The organism is Ruegeria sp. HKCCD3925 (genome assembly GCF_057221175.1).
In genome coordinates, this window is record NZ_JBWVBI010000004.1 from 64,179 (window position 1) to 81,508 (window position 17,330).

The following is a 17,330-nucleotide window of genomic DNA, read 5'->3' on the forward strand; positions in this document are numbered from 1 at the left end:
AATAAACGAAGTCTGGTAACCGAACCTCGGATGATTTTGCGTTAGCCAATAGTCCTAACCGCAAATCCAACTTTCCTTTGACCTCCACCGCGTTTTGGCCGGCTCAAAGTCGATGTTTGCTGCCTACATGAATGTGTCAGGCAGTTTCCTTTTGGCTGACATTCACGAATTCCAAAACGACACGCTACCCACGTGCTAATGACGTGCCAGCAGGGAACTCATAATAAAGTCTTCAGCGCACACAATGATCCCGGTCATGGGCAATTCTGACAGCACACTACGATATGCACTGCCTTCCAGAACTTCGATCACCAGTTGTGACGCCTGAAGGGGATCCGGAACGGCGCGCAATTCACCGCCAGTAATTCCTCGCTTCACTACGGCTTCCAGGGCCTCAGTCAAACTCGACCGGTTCTCGACGAACAGCTGCGCGATGTCCGGTTGACGAACTGCTTCGCTCGAAATTTCCAATGTTAAAATAACGTTTTCCGGCGCAGCAAGGTATTTTGCGTAGGCCTTGATGAACTTTCTTATGACTTTGGGCGCGGGCGCATCTGAGTTCAGGATTTTCAGAAACGGCTCCATCTCGTGGCGTTCAAGTATTGCGATTTCTACAAGCACATCATGTTTGCCGCGAAAATGATTATAGAGATTTCCAAGGCTGACGCCCGCCCGCGCAGCGATATCGCGGACGCCTGTCTGATGATAGCCCCGCTCAAGGAAACACATAACTGCGGCCTCCAAAATCTGGTTGCGACGCTTGGCTGTTGCCTTTTCCCGGATTGATTCCGGCTTCTTGGTGTCATCGGACATTTTTTCAACTTAATATTGAACGAACGATCGTTCATAATATATGACACTCTATCGAATGCCACAAGGTGCAATGGATTCGGCGGCACAGGAAAGACTGGTCTATGACAGAAAAAACTTTGGAAACTCGGCAAAGACCGACCCGGCGATGGCTTTGGATTGGACTATCGTTGGCACTGTTTGTAGCGATCGTCATCCTCCTGTTTGATACAGAAGATACAATTGATGTTCAGGCAACAACGACCTCACCTCCGCCACCGACCGTCTCGGTCGTCACAGTAGTTTCGGCAACCGTACAAGCGCGGGTTTCGGCGTTTGCCGAAGTTCGGCCTCGGTGGGATGCCAAGCTGCGATCTGCTGTGTCCGGGCGCATCATTGCAGTACACAACGCCGCTTTGGCAGGGACTAAGGTGGAACGGGGTGCCCCTTTGTTTTCAATCGAAAATGCACCTTATCAAAGCGCCGTTGCAGCCGCTGAGATGGAGCTTGAGCAAGCGGAACTGGCGTTATTGCGCGCGCAGAACAAAGTGACAGTCGCGCAACGACAGTTTGACCGGGATGAAACAGAACCGCCAAACGAACTGGCTGTGAATCTACCGCAATTGCGCATTGCCGAGAAATCCGTTGCAGCTGCGCAGGCACGGCTGAATGCGGCGCGAAATGAACTGAAGGACGCGGAGGTTGTCGCCCCTTTTTCGGGATTTGTAACCCATCGCTTTGCCAGCCTGGGCCAGACGGTCAACCCAGGCGATGCCCTGATACACCTTTCGGACGACCAGCAATTCGAACTGGTCGCCGAGTTTAGTCAGGCGGACTGGGCGTTGTTGGATCATCCGATCTCTGGCGCCACTGCTGATCTGACACAGCGCTCGGGCGGAGCGTTGGGGCGGGCTCAAGTCCGGCGTGGAGGAGGGTTTCTGGATCAAGACACGCGGCAGGTGCGGGTCTTTCTGGATGTCACAAAGCCCGATGAACGCATACTCGCCGGAGACTTCCTGCAGGTTCACATTCCCGGACGCCGGATCTCGGACACATTAACCCTACCCGAAAGCGTCCTGACCCGTGCGGGATACATTTGGCTTGTAGACGATAACGACCAATTGCAGAGGCTTAGCCCGAACATCCTGTTCCGCAGCGAAAGTACTGTGACGGTATCGGCTCCCGAAGGGACCGGCCCGTGGCGCGTGGCCAAAACACCTTTGGCCTCGTTTCTACCGGGTCAGCGGGTGACGCCGCAATCAGATGGGGGCTGAGCCATGCACGCTCTGACATGCTGGTTTATCCGAAATCCGGTCGCTGCCAATTTGATGATGGCACTGATCCTATTTCTTGGGGTGCAAACGCTGCTGAACATTCGGATCGAAGGCTTCCCCCGCATTCCGCCGGAAAGTGTTACAATCGCGATCGAGTTTCCGGACGCCACAGCCGAACAGGTTGATGAATTGGTGACCCAGAAAGTTGAGCAGGCCCTCGAAGGTTTGGAGGGCGTGCGTAGTGTGACCTCACAATCCCAAAATGACCTAAGTGTCGTGACTGTCCGTCGCGCAGGTGGCCAGAAACTACAAGCCGTCCTGGATCATGTCCGTATTCGGATCGACGGCTTGACTGATCTGCCTGATACTGCGCGCCGACCCATGATCGAAGCCTCGGGTTTCGATTTCCCGGCGCTGTATCTGAACTTGTTCGGAGAAACAGACCCCGCCACATTGCAGAGCTTGGCGCAACGCCTGAAAGAAGAGTTGCTGGCGCAACCGGAATTGTCGCGGTTGCAAATCTGGGGCCTGATACCGCGGGAATTGCGCATTGAAATCGACCCGGCGTTGCTGCGCCACTATGGGTTGACGGTTTCGGATGTGACCCGTGCCATCGAAGTGAATTCGCTGGCCTTTCAGGCAGGTCGTCTGAGGACCGATGGCGGTACGATCTATCTGCGGGCCGATGACAGGGCGAAATACGTGCCGGAATACGCAGCTCTGCCGATCATCGAACGTGACGACGGGTCCTATGTGCCTTTGGGCGATATTGCCAAAATCGAAGACGGGTTTCAGGACGGCGAGTACCTGTTTCGCCTGAACGGCAAACCAACCGTAGGGATGGAGGTTCTGGTCGGGCAGAAGGAGAACCTGCTGGAGATCAGTGATGTCGTGCGCAGCACGGTTGACGAGTTCAGCCGACAGCTGCCGTCGCAGGTACAGGTCGAGGTTTGGGGTGATAGCGCTGGCTACATCTCGGACCGTCTGGCGCTGTTGCGCTCAAACGGGGTGCAGGGTTTGATCCTTGTGACCCTGATGCTGTCGATTTTCCTGAACGTGCGTTTGGCCTTCTGGGTTGCCATGGGCATTCCCGTTTCGGTCATGGGGGCGCTTGCTGTCTCGGGCTCGAAATGGGTGGACTATTCGCTGAACGATGTAACGACTTTTGGTCTGATCATTGCCTTGGGAATTCTGGTCGATGATGCCGTTGTAGTCGGCGAAAGCGTTTTCGAAGAACGCCGCAAGGGGAAGGACCCGATTAGGGACACGGAACGCGGCGTGCATCGCGTGGCTGTTGCGACCGTCTTTGGCGTGCTGACCACAATCGCAGCCTTTTTCCCGATGCTGTTGATCGACAATCCGCTGGGCAAGGTACTTGCCGGGTTCGCGGGCATCGTGATCCTGACGCTGATCTTTTCGCTTATCGAAAGCAAATTCATCCTGCCCGCCCATCTGGCGCAGGTTTCGATGCGGCAAGAGCGTCGATACCTGCTGACCCGCTTGTGGGGGCGGGTACAGGATTCTGCGCAGGGCGGGTTGTACTGGGTGCGGGATCGCATCTACCAGCCTTTGCTCGTCGCGGCGGTGCGTCAGCGCTATGCCGTGCTGATCTTGTTCATTGCCGCCGCAACGCTGGGGCTTGGCCTGATGTACAAGGGCAAGGTCAGGACGGTGTTCTTTCCCGAGGTGCCCGGTCAGGTCATCACGATGAACCTGGAAATGGATGCCCGCTCCCCCTTTGCACTGACCCGCACGAACGTGAATCGGATCGAAGCCGTGTTGAACGAGCTGAACGTCGAGCTTGCAGAAGAGGCGAGCATGTCTGCTCCACCCGTTCAGACAGTATTCACCATCATCAACAGCGCTGGAAATGCGCAAATTTTCGCTGAAATGATCCCGGTAGCTGAGCGTCCGAATGTCCCGATCCTTTCTGTGGTCCGCGAATGGCGCGACCGGGTCGGTGCGGTCGAGGGCGCCACCGAGTTGGAGTTCACCGGATCGGAAACGCTTGCCGGAGGGTTCCGAATCCGGTTGGCGTCAAAAGACGAAGACCTTCTGCAGCAAGCCAGCGCCGAAATGAAAAGTTTCCTGTCGAACATCGAGGGCGTGGCAAATGTAAGGGATGGGTTGGTGGGCGGCCAACCTGAACTGAAACTCCGCCTGCGCCCGGACGCGCGGCACCTTGGTTTTAACGCCGAGGCTCTGGCCAGACAGATTGGCTATGGGTTCGGCGGGGCCGAGGTGACCAAGGTCAGTCGCGATGGGTCCGAAGTCCGCGTAGTCGTACAGAACGCGCGTGAAAACCGCGATACGTTGGCGGATCTGGTGCAGACCCGGTTGCGCAGCGCATCCGGCGCTTGGGTGCCGCTTGAGACCGTCGCCGAAATCGAGGGCACCTATGCCTCTGGCACTATCGATCGCCGTGACGGCAAGCGCATGAACATCGTAGCCGCGTCCATCGACCGCGACCTTGTTGCTCCCGAAGAGGTGGGGCAGGCGGTGTTCGAGCAACTGGTCCCGAAACTCCGTGCCAAATATCCCAGCGTAACCGTCCTGCCGGCCGGTGAACTGGAAGAGATGGCCGATATAAGCGATGGCCTGAAGCGCGCGCTGTTGCTGGCAGCCGTTCTGATCTATGTGCTGATGGCCGTGCCGTTGAAAAGCTATTGGCAGCCTTTTGTCATTCTGGCCATCGTGCCATTCGGCTTTATCGCAGCCGCCGTCGGGCACCTGATCATGGATGTCTCGCTGTCGCTGTTTTCGTTCTTCGGCATGCTCGCTCTGACCGGTGTGATTGTGAACGACAGTCTGGTCATGATCACCCGCTACAATCAGGCGCGAGAGGAAGGTCAGCCCGTGAATCTGGCGCTGAGAAGCGCAGGCATTGGACGTTTCAAGGCGATCTTTCTGACCACCGCAACTACAGTGATTGGTCTGCTGCCTTTGCTGACCGAAACCTCTGAGCAAGCGCAGTATCTGATCCCTGCGGCAATCTCTTTAGCTTTTGGAGAACTCTTCGGCACAGCCCTCATGCTGCTGCTGGTGCCGGTACTGATCGCCATCACCGAGGATGTCATTGCCATTTTCAAGTCACCCCTTCCGCAGCCTTCTGAAGAAAGGACAAAGCCATGATACGGAACCTTCTAGCCCCTGCGTTCGCCGTGGTAACGCTTGCGACACCGGCCTCCGCCGAGGGTCTGAATGTGACTGTGGACGGCATCCGCAACGCCAACGGCAACATCGTGATCCTTGTATTCGATAACGCGCGCGCCTTTGACAGTTTGGATGTCTGGAGCGCCATTGACTACGCCCAGATTCCGTCACGTAAAGGCAGCGTCAGCCATGAGTTTTCTGACCTGAACACGGGCCCATACGCTGTGCTGTTGTTTCATGACGAAAACAAGGACGATGACCTGAACATGACTGAGACAAAACTGTTGGAGGGGCTGGGTTCAACAGGTGCCTCAGACCCTCAGGACGAGCCGGATTTCAAGGCTGCCTCGGTCTGGCCGGGCGATGTGCGTGTTCGCATTCACTATGATCAGTAATTCGACATGCTGACAGATCGAAAACTGACAATCGGCACGCTTCTGAGTGTGTTCCGCTGGCGCGTAGGGCTTACGTGGTTCCTGATCCTGGTTGAAACTGCCCTGACAGTTTTGATTCCGCTGTTCGTCGGCTTCGCCATAGATGGATTGCTGAGCGAAGATTTTCAGCCCTTTGTGCAGTTAGGTGCGCTCATGGTTGCCCTTACTATGATCAGCGTGATCCGGCGGATTTACGATACACGTGTCTACGGTATGATCCGTGTCGAATTGGGCAAGGCGCTTGCCGCGCGGTTTTCAAATCTTCCAATTTCGTCGCTGAACGCCCGGATCGGGATGGGGCGCGAACTGGCCGACTTTCTTGAAGAGATCCTGCCTTCGGCAATCGCGGGGGTGGTGCAGTTCGTCGTATCAGCAATTTTGCTGTTTTACTTCTCGCCAGTTCTGGCCCTGTCTGCCTGTGGGGTTCTTGTCGGAATGATATCTGTGTACGCTCTGTTTCATTCGACGTTTTGGCAATGGAACCGTGCGCTGAATGAGCAAATGGAGCATCAGGTCAGTGTTCTGGAACAACGACGTGACCGTCCGGTTTTCGTCCACCTGAGTAAACTGCGCCGGTTCGAAGTAAAGCTCTCGGATACCGAAGCCGTTCTGTATGGCGTAATCTTCATTCTGTTAATAGGTCTGCTCCTATTCAACCTGTGGTTCGCGACCCAAAACCTGGATGCGACACCGGGCATGATATTTTCGATTATCAGCTATTCGTGGGAGTTTGCGGAAGCCGCACTTGCTTTGCCCGTCACCTTACAATCCTGGTCTCGCCTGTCAGAAATTACGACCAGGTTGCAGAGCGATTGATCAGGCTTGCATACCATAAATGGCGTGATTCGGGATTTGTAATCAGGAAGTAACCAGTCCATTCCGGTCGTGCGTAGCCTAGCTAAAGGAGGGGTAAGAAGAGCTGATAAACTAGAGCTTTGTGAATTCAGACAAAGCCTGCAACGGGCGCAGTATGACTGAAGATCGGGCGTCGCGCTGTAATCGTTCGATGAGCTTCTTGAATATGGCCGGATTTCAATAGCAGATTCAGGTAAGTCAGCTCCAAAAGGTCACGCTGTGCGCGGCTGCCACCCAGACGAGCGTGATCTGCCATGACCGGAGTCAGCTGTTGCAGCGCATCCGTCCAATCTTGTCGCGCAATCGCACCCCAAGCACGTGCCACCGGGCGAACAAGATCTGCCGCAAAACCCAAGCTTGTTTCGGTCAGAACCGCAAGGCGTTCACCTTCCCCTGCCATTGCATGAGCCAGCGCGCCATGTATGTCCGCAAAACTCATGCCTGGGTTTGGAAAAAACCGTGATGCGTATTCGCTCAGGTCGCGCCAAAGTTTGGGCGCAACTGTTAGACCTGCAATTTCAGTGCGGTGCAAAAGTGCAGCAGCATCGGTTAGAACATTTATCGGCAACGAATAGGACGCTGCGGGTGCGATAGCTCCCTCGTAAATCGTCCATAGCTCAGCCTCATTCCCTTGCTCCAAGGCCCACAGAGCGCGATGCCAACTTAAGTGGCCGTGCAATACCGAGCGCACATCATAATCCGCGATCCAGTCGGCAAGGTATGCGCGACCGGCCTCTCCATAACCTTGCTCGTAGAGCGTGTGCGCTTTGAAGTGTGACGCGTTTGCATTGGCGTTGTTCAAAGCGAGCGAGCCGTCCATCATGGACATGGCCTCATCAAGCCGCCCAACTTCGCACAGCGCCTGACCGTGTACGCTCATAACCCACCAGTCTTCGCCCAAGGCATCAAATAATTTGGTCGTGTAGGCAAGTTGCGTGCTTTCCCGACCAGGCTCACCCGATGTCCCAATCAAACCAAAAATGTTGGTACAGATTTGCGCGACAAGGACATCGCGGGGGTGATGAGCAGCGTGCTTCAGAACTGCGCTTCGTGCCTGTGAAACACGTCCCTGAAGCAAGAGATCGAATACCGCGAGATGACCCTCCTCGCGCTCAGTCAACCCAGATGCGCAGGCGCGGGCCGACGCCATTGCCTCTTGAGCGCCAGACATATCGTTTTCATACATTCGAGCTCGAGCAAGCCCAACGTGACCGAGGGCGAAGCCGGGATCGGCCGTGATGGCGGCGGAAAAAGCTTCGCTTGCACCAAACGTTGCTGCAAGGATGTGATCAAGCCCCGCGACATAGGCGTCCCGCGCCTCTGGCAGGCTGGTCGTCAGCGTCAGTCCATATCGGTCAACCAGCATCTCCATACTCCCACTTTCGTAAGCATACTCAAACGTGCGTGCTCGCAACTGCCCAACGCTAGCACAAAAAGCGAAACCATAAGCACTATTGTGGATAATCGATTGCTATAAGGATCGAACCATCGGCTAACGGGCTGGCCTTCTGGCCTTCACTGCTGATTGAAATGATATTGGTTGAACTAAGCGTGCCTCATAGCCTTTCTTTGCCAATAGAGTTGTCCTATGGAGGCACAGCGATGAGGTGCACATTGCCTACCAAGTATATGGCGATGGCTTTCTCGCTACGTTTGACGGACCCGGCCAGGCGATCCATCGTGGCAAGGCGATTGGCGATGCCATTTCCAAGCTGAATCTGAAAGTTCGCATAGGGGTTCACACAGGCGAAGTCGAAGTTTCTTTGCATTATGTGCGCGGAATTGCCGTTAACATTGCAGCGCGTATCTCTGAATTGGGCGGAGGCGGCGACATCGTCGTTTCCAGAACAGTAAAAGATCTGGTGGCTGGGTCCGGTTTGGACTTCGAAAGTCTTGGAACAAAAGAACTGAAGGGCTTATCCGAAGACTGGCAAGTTTTTAGAGCGGTCTAAAGGCATCTCTAGCCAGTCCACCCAACAGCTTTTGGAAGTCACAAATTAAACATCAAATGATGACGGCGCGAGGGGCCGAGCAGACCTTCATTAGCCTTAAATTGTGGTTTTCACCCAATCAATATGAACGGCGGATTTGGCCTCAAGGCCGCCGAATAGCAGCGTGCTAGCCACCTCGGACGAATGCTTCGGAGCTGGGCATCGCCTAATGTGTAACCGCTCTTTGAACGTCCGACATCGTTGATCCATTTGCCAAACGCATACTTTTTAGCCAATTTGCGACAATGGAGTTTCTCGACGTCAGCCACAACAGTTTCCTCGTCGCCATGTCCTGTATTGTTGCCTTCGTGGCAGGGTTTACAGGATTGTCGATGACGCGAGATCTTTCGACGAAGCCGGTCTTTGAAAAGAAGGCCTCGGTGGCTCTTGCGGCTGTTTCGCTTGGCGGTGGAATCTGGGCCATGCACTTCGTGGCCATGCTCGGGCTTCAGATGCCGATCCTGTTCTATTACGACGCTGCAATCACACTTGTGTCTGCCCTTGTCGCGATCCTGCTCGTCGGAGCTGCGCTTATTCTGTTGCATTTCACCGAACGCAACCGCGCCACGATTGCGATGGCAGGAGGCGTTGTTGGGTTGGGCATCTTGGCGATGCACTATATTGGCATGGCTGGCTTGGAGCTTTGCCGGGCAGTGTATACGCCCAGTGGCGTCATCTTGTCCTCGATTGCTGCAATAGCGCTTTGTATGCTGGCTTTCGCGATTGCCTACGGGCAGCGAACAAACAGAAACATTTTGCTGGGCACTTTGTGTTTTGCAGCGGCGGTTTGCACCGTTCATTTTCTTGCTCTGGCGAGCACCCGTTTCGTCGCCGTGCCAAGTGGGGTTGAGTTTGGCCCGTTGATGAGCAATGAGACGCTGGCCATTGGCGTAATCCTGTTCAGTTTCATCATATTTGGTGCTTGCTTGTGGGTCAGCGTGACCTACCTGCCAGGACCTTCGAGGAAAGACCCGGAGCCAACAGAAGCGACCGCGGATGTAAAACCATTGCTGCAAATTCCTTGCGAACGGGATGGAGGAAAGGTCTTCATCTCTGCCGAAGATGTTCTGTTTTTGCGCGCGGATGGGCACTACACCCAAGTTTACACCGAAACGGATCGGTTGTTTTGTGTCTGGCCAGTGACCGAGGCCGCCAAGCGATTGGTGCCCACCGGATTTCTCCAGACCCACCGCAGCTACCTTGTCAATCCTCAGCGCGTGGCGCGGTTTGAGCGTACCAAGGATAAGGGCCGATGCCTGTTCGACGGGGATGGTTTGCCACCCGCGCCGGTCAGTCGATCCAAACTCAAGACGGTTCAGGATGCGCTTGCATCGCAGGTGGGCGCAATTCGTGCGACCTAGGGCGCATTTCGTGCAAAATACCTGTTTTTTGTTGATTTACTGAAGCGTCGCCATCCAAGCGCATGCAGTGATCCTTTCAGCCAGAACATTTGCTTGAAGGGAGGAGAGCCGATGATTCCAGCGGCATTCGAATACTACAGACCCAAGGACATGGCCGGTGTGCTGTCGATCCTGGAAGAGCATGGCGATGATGCCCGCGTCATGGCCGGTGGGCACAGCCTGATTCCGATGATGAAGCTGCGGATGGCGGATGTGCCGCATCTGATCGATCTTCAGGATGTCGGCGGCATGTCTGATATCGAGATCGGAAGTGACAGTATCCGCATCGGTGCGATGGTCACCCAGCACGCGATTATTGATCACGACGCACTGGCTGAGGCCGCTCCGATTCTGCGCGAAGCTGCCCTTCAGATCGCAGACCCGCAAGTCCGATACATGGGGACAGTTGGTGGCAACGTGGCCAATGGCGACCCCGGCAATGACATGCCCGGCCTGATGCAGTGCCTGAATGCGCGCTTTACTGTCGAGGGTCCTGACGGGGAACGCGACATCGCTGCCCGCGAGTTTTACGAAGCCGCCTACATGACTGCTCGGGAAGACGAAGAAGTGTTGACGGCAGTCTCCATCCCAACGCCGCATGGCGGTTACGCCTATGAAAAACAAAAGCGCAAGATTGGCGATTATGCTACCGCTGCTGCTGCAGTCCAGATCGTGAAAGATGGTGGCACCTGTGCCTCCGCCTCGATTGCAATGACCAATCTGAGCGACACACCGGTCTTTTCCGAGGCGGCTGGGGCCGCTCTGGTTGGCACCGGCGTCGATGCAAATGCCATTAAGACCGCTGTGGCCGCCATGCTCGGTGATATTGACCCCACCGAGGACAACCGCGGCCCCGTCGCTTTCAAAAAACACGTGGCAGGTATCATTCTGACCCGCGCCATTGAGCGCGCCTGGTCGCGTGCGTGAGGAGATCGTCCGATGTCAAAGAAACAACACTACAAGATCACGGTGAACGGCAAGGAAGAGGAATTCCTTGCCGAGCCACGCGAACTTCTCATCTACACGCTGCGCGAGCGGCTCAATATCACCGGCCCGCATATTGGTTGCGAGACTTCCCATTGTGGCGCTTGCACCGTCACCATTGATGGCAAATCAGTCAAGTCCTGCACCATGTTCGTGGCGCAGGCCGATGGCAAGGATATCACAACCATCGAAGGCATCGGTGGGCCTGACGCGCTGCACCCGCTGCAAGAGGCGTTTAAGGAACATCACGGGCTGCAATGCGGCTACTGCACACCGGGCATGATCACACGTGCGGCAAAGTTGCTCGAAGAGAACCCGAACCCGTCCGAGGAAGAGATCCGTTTTGGCATGGCAGGTAATATCTGCCGCTGTACCGGGTATCAGAACATCGTGAAGTCCATCAAAGCCGCAGCGGCCGAGATTAATGCAGCCAAGGAGGCGGCCCAATGAATGACATGACACCAGATCGTGAGGAACGCACCGCGAACCTCAAGGGCATGGGCTGTTCGCGTAAAAGGGTCGAAGATGCCCGCTTCACTCAAGGCAAGGGCAACTACGTCGATGACGTGAAGCTTGACGGGATGCTCTTTGGAGATTTCGTCCGCTCTCCCTACGCTCACGCACGGATCACCAACATCGATACGGCGGCAGCGCTTGAAGTGCCCGGCGTTCTCGCTGTGCTGACCGCCAAGGACCTTGAACCGCTCGGCCTCCATTGGATGCCGACGCTGGCCGGCGACAAGCAAATGGTTCTGGCCGATGGCAAGGTTCTGTTTCAAGGCCAGGAAGTGGCGTTTGTGGTGGCCGAAGACCGCTATGCGGCGGCAGATGGAATCGAGGCCGTCGAAGTCGAATACGAAGAGCTTGAGGTTCTGGTCGATCCGTTCAAGGCGATGGAATCACAGATAGTTCTGCGTGAAGACACCGTGGGCGAGGATGGCAAACCAATCGATGGAGCACATGGTCCTCGAAAGCACCACAACCATATCTTCACGTGGGAAGCGGGCGACAAGGATCCAACATTCGAGACAATCGACAATGCCGAGGTCGTTGCCGAAGAGACCATGTATTACCACCGTACGCACCCATGCCCACTGGAAACCTGCGGCTGCGTCGCCTCAATGGACAAGGTCAATGGCAAGCTGACTCTTTGGGGCACGTTCCAGGCGCCCCATGCTATCCGCACTGTGGTCAGCCTGATTTCCGGGATCGAGGAACACAATATCCGTGTGATCTCTCCCGATATTGGCGGCGGGTTTGGAAATAAGGTTGGGGCCTATCCGGGCTATGTGTGTTCGGTCGTCGCCTCCATCGTCACCGGCAAGCCGGTCAAGTGGATCGAAGACCGGATGGACAATCTGATGACCACCGCCTTTGCCCGCGACTATTGGATGAAGGGCCGCATTTCTGCCACCAAGGACGGCAAGATCACCGGGTTGCATTGCCATGTGACAGCGGACCATGGTGGATTTGACGCCTGCGCCGACCCAACCAAATTCCCGGCGGGTTTCATGAATATCTGCACCGGATCTTACGACATCCCGACTGCATTCCTTGAGGTTGATGGCGTCTACACCAACAAAGCGCCGGGCGGGGTCAGCTACCGTTGTTCCTTCCGCGTGACAGAGGCGGTTTATTTCATCGAACGGATGATCGAGGTGCTGGCGATCGAGTTGAACATGGACGCGGCAGATTTGCGCCGGATCAACTTCATCAAGAAAGAGCAATTCCCCTATCAGGCTGCGCTTGGCTGGGAATATGACTCTGGCGATTATCACACTGCATGGGACAAAGCGCTCAGCACCGTCGACTACGAGGGATTGCGCAAGGAACAGGCCGAGCGTGTAGAGGCGTTCAAACGGGGCGAAACGCGCAAGCTTATGGGAATCGGTCTCAGTTTCTTCACTGAGATCGTGGGTGCTGGCCCAGTGAAGAATTGCGATATTCTGGGTCTGGGTATGTTCGATAGCTGCGAAATTCGCATCCATCCAACGGGCTCTGCAATTGCACGGCTTGGAACGATTTCGCAGGGGCAAGGCCACGCGACGACATTCGCACAGATACTGGCCTCCGAGATCGGATTACCTGCCGATAGCATCACCATCGAAGAGGGCGACACCGATACCGCGCCCTATGGTCTGGGCACCTACGGCTCGCGCTCGACCCCGGTTGCCGGGGCGGCTACGGCCATGGCTGGCCGCAAGATCCGCGCCAAGGCGCAAATGATCGCGGCCTATCTGTTGGAAGTGCATGACGATGACGTCGAGTTCGACGTCGACCGTTTCGTGGTCAAAGGAGCGCCCGAGCGGTTCAAGACCATGAAAGAAATCGCATTCGCCGCCTACAATCAGGCCATCCCAGGGATTGAGCCAGGGCTTGAAGCGGTCAGCTACTATGACCCACCAAACATGACTTATCCGTTCGGTGCCTATGTTTGCGTGATGGATATTGATGTGGATACAGGCGTGCCAGACATCCGCCGCTTCTACGCTCTGGACGATTGCGGTACCCGGATCAACCCGATGATCATCGAAGGACAGGTTCATGGCGGCCTGACCGAAGCACTCGCCGTCGCTTTGGGCCAGGAAATCGCCTATGACGATCAGGGCAACGTGAAGACGGGCACGCTGATGGATTTCTTCCTGCCGACCGCATGGGAGGTTCCGAACTACGAGACCGACTACACCGTCACGCCGTCGCCACATCATCCCATCGGTGCGAAGGGCGTGGGCGAAAGTCCGCATGTGGGCGGGGTGCCATGCTTCTCCAACGCGGTGCAGGATGCGTTCCGGGCCTTTGGTCTGCGGCATACCAACATGCCACATGATCACTGGCGGATCTGGAAGACCGCCAATGAGCTTGGCCTGCACGGCTAAAGGCGAAAGGCAGGGCGGAGACGTTCCGCTCTGCCCGGAGACACACATGACCTGGACCGATTTACAATCCGCTCTTGAAGGGCAGGGCTATGTCGCATCCGACGACCTAGCAGTTGCTCTCCATTTGGCGCTGACGTTGGAGCGGCCCCTTCTTCTGGAGGGCGCCGCGGGCGTAGGTAAGACAGAGGTCGCGCGCACCCTGAGCGATGCGCGCGACACCAAGTTGCTCCGACTGCAATGCTATGAGGGGCTCGACGCCGCGCAGGCCATCTACGAATGGAACTACCAGCGGCAATTGCTGACGATCCGCGCCGCCGCCGAAGATGGTGAGACGGGCAAAAGCGTTGAGGAGCGTATTTTTTCCCGTGATTTCCTGTTGGAACGCCCTCTATTGGCCGCCATTACCCAGGACACGCCGCCTGTTTTGTTGATTGACGAAATTGACCGTGCTGATGTGGAATTCGAAGCCTACTTGCTGGAAGTTCTGGCCGACTATCAAGTGACTGTGCCAGAACTCGGCACCATCACGGCCTCTAGTAAGCCGATCGTGATCCTGACATCAAACGGCACACGCGATCTATCCGATGCACTGCGTCGTCGCTGCCTTTACACCTATGTCGATTATCCGGACCGACAGACAGAACTTGCAATCCTCAAAGCCCGCTGCCCTGCGATTGAGGCGCGTCTTGGCGCGCAAGTCGTAGGCTTTGTACAAAAGCTTCGCGAGGAGGAACTGGAAAAGACACCCGGCATCGCTGAGATGCTCGATTTTGCTGCCGCCTTGATGGGACTTGGGATTGCGGATCTGACCAACGATCCAACCGTGTTGCACTCCACCTTAACCACGCTGCTGAAAACTCAAAGCGATCAGGCACAGATCACCGCCGAAGTCGCGGCCCGTATCGCGGGGAAGGCCGCATGAGCCGGGTTTCCAAATTTGCGGCGCGTGATCCGGGGCCAGCGGCCCGTGTCGCCGGGTTCATTGCGCATTTGCGCCAGAACGGCCTGCGCCTAGGTGTGGCAGAGGCAGAGCTTGCCTTGCTTGCCCTCGGCGAGGTCAATGCCGCTGTCCCGAATGAAAGCCGTCGCGCGTTACGGGCCATCTGCACAGGATGCAAGGATGAGGCCGAACGGTTCGACAGCCTCTTCGATAGTTTTTGGATGGATTCCGGTCGGGTGAAGCAAAGGGCCGTGCCCAAAGCGCAGTCTGCGCTCAGCGATGACGTGCATTCCTCTCGTCAAGCCAAGGGTCAGGATATGGGCGCATCGGGCAGCGCCATCGCTCCTGATTCCGGTGACGGCGAGGCCGACAGCGACGGCACCGGTAAACTTATCGCAACTCAGCAACGCAATCTCAGCCGCCGCGATCTGCGTGATCTGGTCCGCGCGGATGATATCGCAGAGGCCGAAGCAGTTGCGCGTCGCATCGGTGCCGCTTTGCGCGACCGACGTTCGCGCCGTCGGATCGCCGCCCGCAAAGGCGACCGCCTGCATTTTCGCAAGACCATTCGCCTGAGCCTTGCGACAGGAGGGGAACCTCTGCAGCTCTTGCGCAAGTCTCGCCCAGATCGCAGCCGCAAAATCGTAGCGCTTTGCGATGTATCGGGATCGATGAGCGTCTATGCACAAGTTTTCCTTGCTTTTCTCGCTGGGCTGATGCGCGCTGACAAAGATGCCGACGCTTATCTTTTTCACACACGGCTGGTTCGCATCACTGAAGCATTGCGCGACAAAGACGCACTGCGTGCAATTGGTCGGATGTCGCTGATGGCAGATGGCTTCGGCGGTGGATCAAAGATCGGGCCATCGTTGCAACGCTTTGCCGATACCTATGCGCGGCGCTTTGTAGATGGCCGGTCTGTCGTAGTGATCCTGTCGGACGGCTATGATACCGAGCCACCCGCAATCCTGGCAGCAGCGCTTGAGAAGCTGAGAAAACGCGGCTGTAAGATCATCTGGCTCAATCCATTGAAGGGTTGGAGCGACTACGCGCCCGTAGCTGGCGGAATGGCTGCGGCCTTGCCTTATCTCGACCTTTTTCAACCGGCCAACACCCTTGCCGATTTTGCCGCCCTGGAACCAAAATTGGTGACGCTATGAGTCCGGCAGAGATCTTAGACACGGACCTTGCCGATGCGGCACAAGACCTGCGTGACCGGCAAGAACCATTCGCCTTCGCGACAATCGTGCGCACTGCGGGGGCGACGGCGGCCAAGCCGGGTGCCAAAGCGCTGCTCAGCGCGGACGGGACAATCCTGCATGGATGGCTTGGTGGCGGATGCACGCGTGGCGCGGTCAAACGCGCTGCGGTAGAGGCTTTGCGCGCCGGTCAGCCGCAACTGGTTTCTGTCGCGCCCGAGGAACTCCTGGAAGAAATGGGCGTGATAGCGGGGGATGAAGTCGACGGGACGCGCTTTGCGCGCAATGGTTGCCCGTCAAAAGGCACCGTCGACATTTTTATCGAGCCCTGTTTGCCAATGCCCGAACTTGTCGTGCTTGGCGCATCCCCTGTGGCCCAAGCGCTTAGTTCCCTGGCACCGCAATTCCACTGGTCGGTTTCTGGCACCACGTCGACTGATACGACGTGCAATCGACGACGCTTCGTTGTCATTGCGACGCAAGGCCAAGGAGATTTGGACGCGCTCAAATCCGTACTGACAGATTTGCCCGACTATGTTGCCTTCGTCGGAAGCGCTCGGAAATTCGCGACACTGGCTGAAAAACTAAAGACCGCCGGCATAACGCCCGAGGCCATCAACACCGTCCACGCCCCGGCGGGTCTGGACCTGGGGGCGGTCACGCCCGAGGAAATAGCGCTGTCGATCCTTGCGCAGTTAGTCCGTGTCAGACGGCAGACTGTGGGGCTTGCCGATGGCTGATGTTGCCGCGATCCTTCTGGCCGCCGGTCTTTCCCGTCGCATGGGGGCGCAAAACAAGCTGCTGTTACCAATAGACGGCGTGCCGATGATCCGCCGGGTAGCCATGGCTTACTTAGGTGCCATTGATACTGACCTGACGGTGGTAACAGGACATGAGGCGAGCGCCGTGCGCCGGGCATTATCAGGGCTAGCTGTTTCTTTGGTTCACAATGCAAACTTCACCAGCGGCCAGCAGAGCTCGGTTGCCACGGGATTGCATTGTGCACCTGACGCCCATCTGCTTCTGATCGGCTTGGGTGATCAGCCGCTATTGACCACTCAGGATCTGCAAGATCTGATTGCCGCTCACGTTGCAGGTGATGCGACTAAAGTGACGATACCTGTCCATAACGGCGCACGAGGCAATCCAATTACTATCCCGCAGCTATTGCGCCGGCGATTGCTGGAAAACCCCGCACGCCCCGGCTGCTTGGGCTTCACGCGCGATCATCCCGAACATGTACAAGCCGCTAAGCTGCCATCGCCAGGGTTCTACACCGATGTCGATACCCCGGATGACTATGCGACCCATTTGGAAACCGCGAACGAGCCGATCTCATGAGCCGACTTCTGATCTGGATGCGCGGGCGTCTTAAATCGCTCGAAATGACCACTGAACAAGCAGACAACATAAGATTTCCCTGTTGCTAAGAAGG

15 protein-coding genes are annotated in these 17,330 nt (G+C 56.5%); 13 read left to right on the forward strand and 2 right to left on the reverse strand.

Annotation, left to right across the window (positions count from 1 at the left end):
- Window positions 1-195: 195 nt before the first annotated feature.
- The gene (locus AC2TEM_RS10455) at window positions 196-813 is read right to left on the reverse strand and encodes a TetR/AcrR family transcriptional regulator (RefSeq protein ID WP_170420473.1); all 618 of its coding nucleotides are present in this window, start codon (window positions 811-813) and stop codon (window positions 196-198) included.
- A 101-nt stretch (window positions 814-914) separates the two neighbouring features.
- Between AC2TEM_RS10455 and AC2TEM_RS10460 the strand changes: the two genes are divergently transcribed.
- Genes AC2TEM_RS10460 through AC2TEM_RS10475 form a run of 4 tightly spaced genes read left to right on the forward strand, consistent with a single transcriptional unit; the run spans window position 915 to window position 6,466 of the window.
- Complete coding sequence (locus tag AC2TEM_RS10460) at window positions 915-2,063, forward strand: efflux RND transporter periplasmic adaptor subunit (RefSeq protein WP_170420474.1); 1,149 nt, start codon at window positions 915-917, stop codon at window positions 2,061-2,063.
- Window positions 2,064-2,066: 3 nt separating this feature from the next.
- The gene (locus AC2TEM_RS10465) at window positions 2,067-5,195 is read left to right on the forward strand and encodes an efflux RND transporter permease subunit (protein WP_170420476.1); all 3,129 of its coding nucleotides are present in this window, start codon (window positions 2,067-2,069) and stop codon (window positions 5,193-5,195) included.
- Window positions 5,192-5,611 (forward strand): DUF2141 domain-containing protein, encoded by a 420-nt coding sequence (locus tag AC2TEM_RS10470; protein WP_170420479.1) that lies wholly within the window; start codon window positions 5,192-5,194, stop codon window positions 5,609-5,611. The genes AC2TEM_RS10465 and AC2TEM_RS10470 overlap by 4 nt, the downstream gene beginning before the upstream one ends.
- 6 nt (window positions 5,612-5,617) lie before the next feature.
- Complete coding sequence (locus tag AC2TEM_RS10475; protein ID WP_170420481.1) at window positions 5,618-6,466, forward strand: ABC transporter six-transmembrane domain-containing protein; 849 nt, start codon at window positions 5,618-5,620, stop codon at window positions 6,464-6,466.
- Between the two features lie 127 nt (window positions 6,467-6,593).
- Here AC2TEM_RS10475 and AC2TEM_RS10480 read toward each other — a convergent pair whose 3' ends face one another.
- The gene (locus tag AC2TEM_RS10480) at window positions 6,594-7,871 is read right to left on the reverse strand and encodes a tetratricopeptide repeat protein (RefSeq protein WP_170420483.1); all 1,278 of its coding nucleotides are present in this window, start codon (window positions 7,869-7,871) and stop codon (window positions 6,594-6,596) included.
- Window positions 7,872-8,112: 241 nt separating this feature from the next.
- Between AC2TEM_RS10480 and AC2TEM_RS10485 the strand changes: the two genes are divergently transcribed.
- The 9 genes from AC2TEM_RS10485 (at window position 8,113) to AC2TEM_RS10525 (ending at window position 17,236) form a co-directional block, all read left to right on the forward strand.
- Window positions 8,113-8,457, forward strand: coding sequence for an adenylate/guanylate cyclase domain-containing protein (locus tag AC2TEM_RS10485; RefSeq protein ID WP_170420485.1), 345 nt, complete (start codon window positions 8,113-8,115; stop codon window positions 8,455-8,457).
- Window positions 8,458-8,741: 284 nt separating this feature from the next.
- Entirely contained in the window at window positions 8,742-9,857 is a 1,116-nt protein-coding gene (locus AC2TEM_RS10490; RefSeq protein WP_480567406.1) for an MHYT domain-containing protein, read from the forward strand.
- Between the two features lie 111 nt (window positions 9,858-9,968).
- Window positions 9,969-10,823, forward strand: a complete 855-nt coding sequence (locus AC2TEM_RS10495) for an FAD binding domain-containing protein (protein ID WP_480856180.1) — start codon at window positions 9,969-9,971, stop codon at window positions 10,821-10,823.
- Between the two features lie 12 nt (window positions 10,824-10,835).
- Entirely contained in the window at window positions 10,836-11,330 is a 495-nt protein-coding gene (locus tag AC2TEM_RS10500; protein ID WP_170564295.1) for a (2Fe-2S)-binding protein, read from the forward strand.
- Window positions 11,327-13,756: an aerobic carbon-monoxide dehydrogenase large subunit gene (locus AC2TEM_RS10505; RefSeq protein ID WP_170392520.1), complete on the forward strand. Its 2,430-nt coding sequence runs from the start codon at window positions 11,327-11,329 to the stop codon at window positions 13,754-13,756. The genes AC2TEM_RS10500 and AC2TEM_RS10505 overlap by 4 nt, the downstream gene beginning before the upstream one ends.
- 46 nt (window positions 13,757-13,802) lie before the next feature.
- Window positions 13,803-14,678, forward strand: a complete 876-nt coding sequence (locus tag AC2TEM_RS10510) for an AAA family ATPase (protein WP_170392519.1) — start codon at window positions 13,803-13,805, stop codon at window positions 14,676-14,678.
- Window positions 14,675-15,856 carry a vWA domain-containing protein gene (locus AC2TEM_RS10515; RefSeq protein WP_170392518.1) on the forward strand — a complete coding sequence of 394 codons (1,182 nt, stop codon included), beginning with the start codon at window positions 14,675-14,677 and terminating at the stop codon, window positions 15,854-15,856. Before AC2TEM_RS10510 ends, AC2TEM_RS10515 begins: the two co-directional genes overlap by 4 nt.
- Window positions 15,853-16,635, forward strand: a complete 783-nt coding sequence (locus tag AC2TEM_RS10520; protein ID WP_170392517.1) for an XdhC family protein — start codon at window positions 15,853-15,855, stop codon at window positions 16,633-16,635. The genes AC2TEM_RS10515 and AC2TEM_RS10520 overlap by 4 nt, the downstream gene beginning before the upstream one ends.
- On the forward strand, window positions 16,628-17,236 hold the full coding sequence (locus tag AC2TEM_RS10525) for a nucleotidyltransferase family protein (RefSeq protein ID WP_170392516.1): 609 nt from the start codon (window positions 16,628-16,630) through the stop codon (window positions 17,234-17,236). The genes AC2TEM_RS10520 and AC2TEM_RS10525 overlap by 8 nt, the downstream gene beginning before the upstream one ends.
- Window positions 17,237-17,330: the final 94 nt, after the last annotated feature.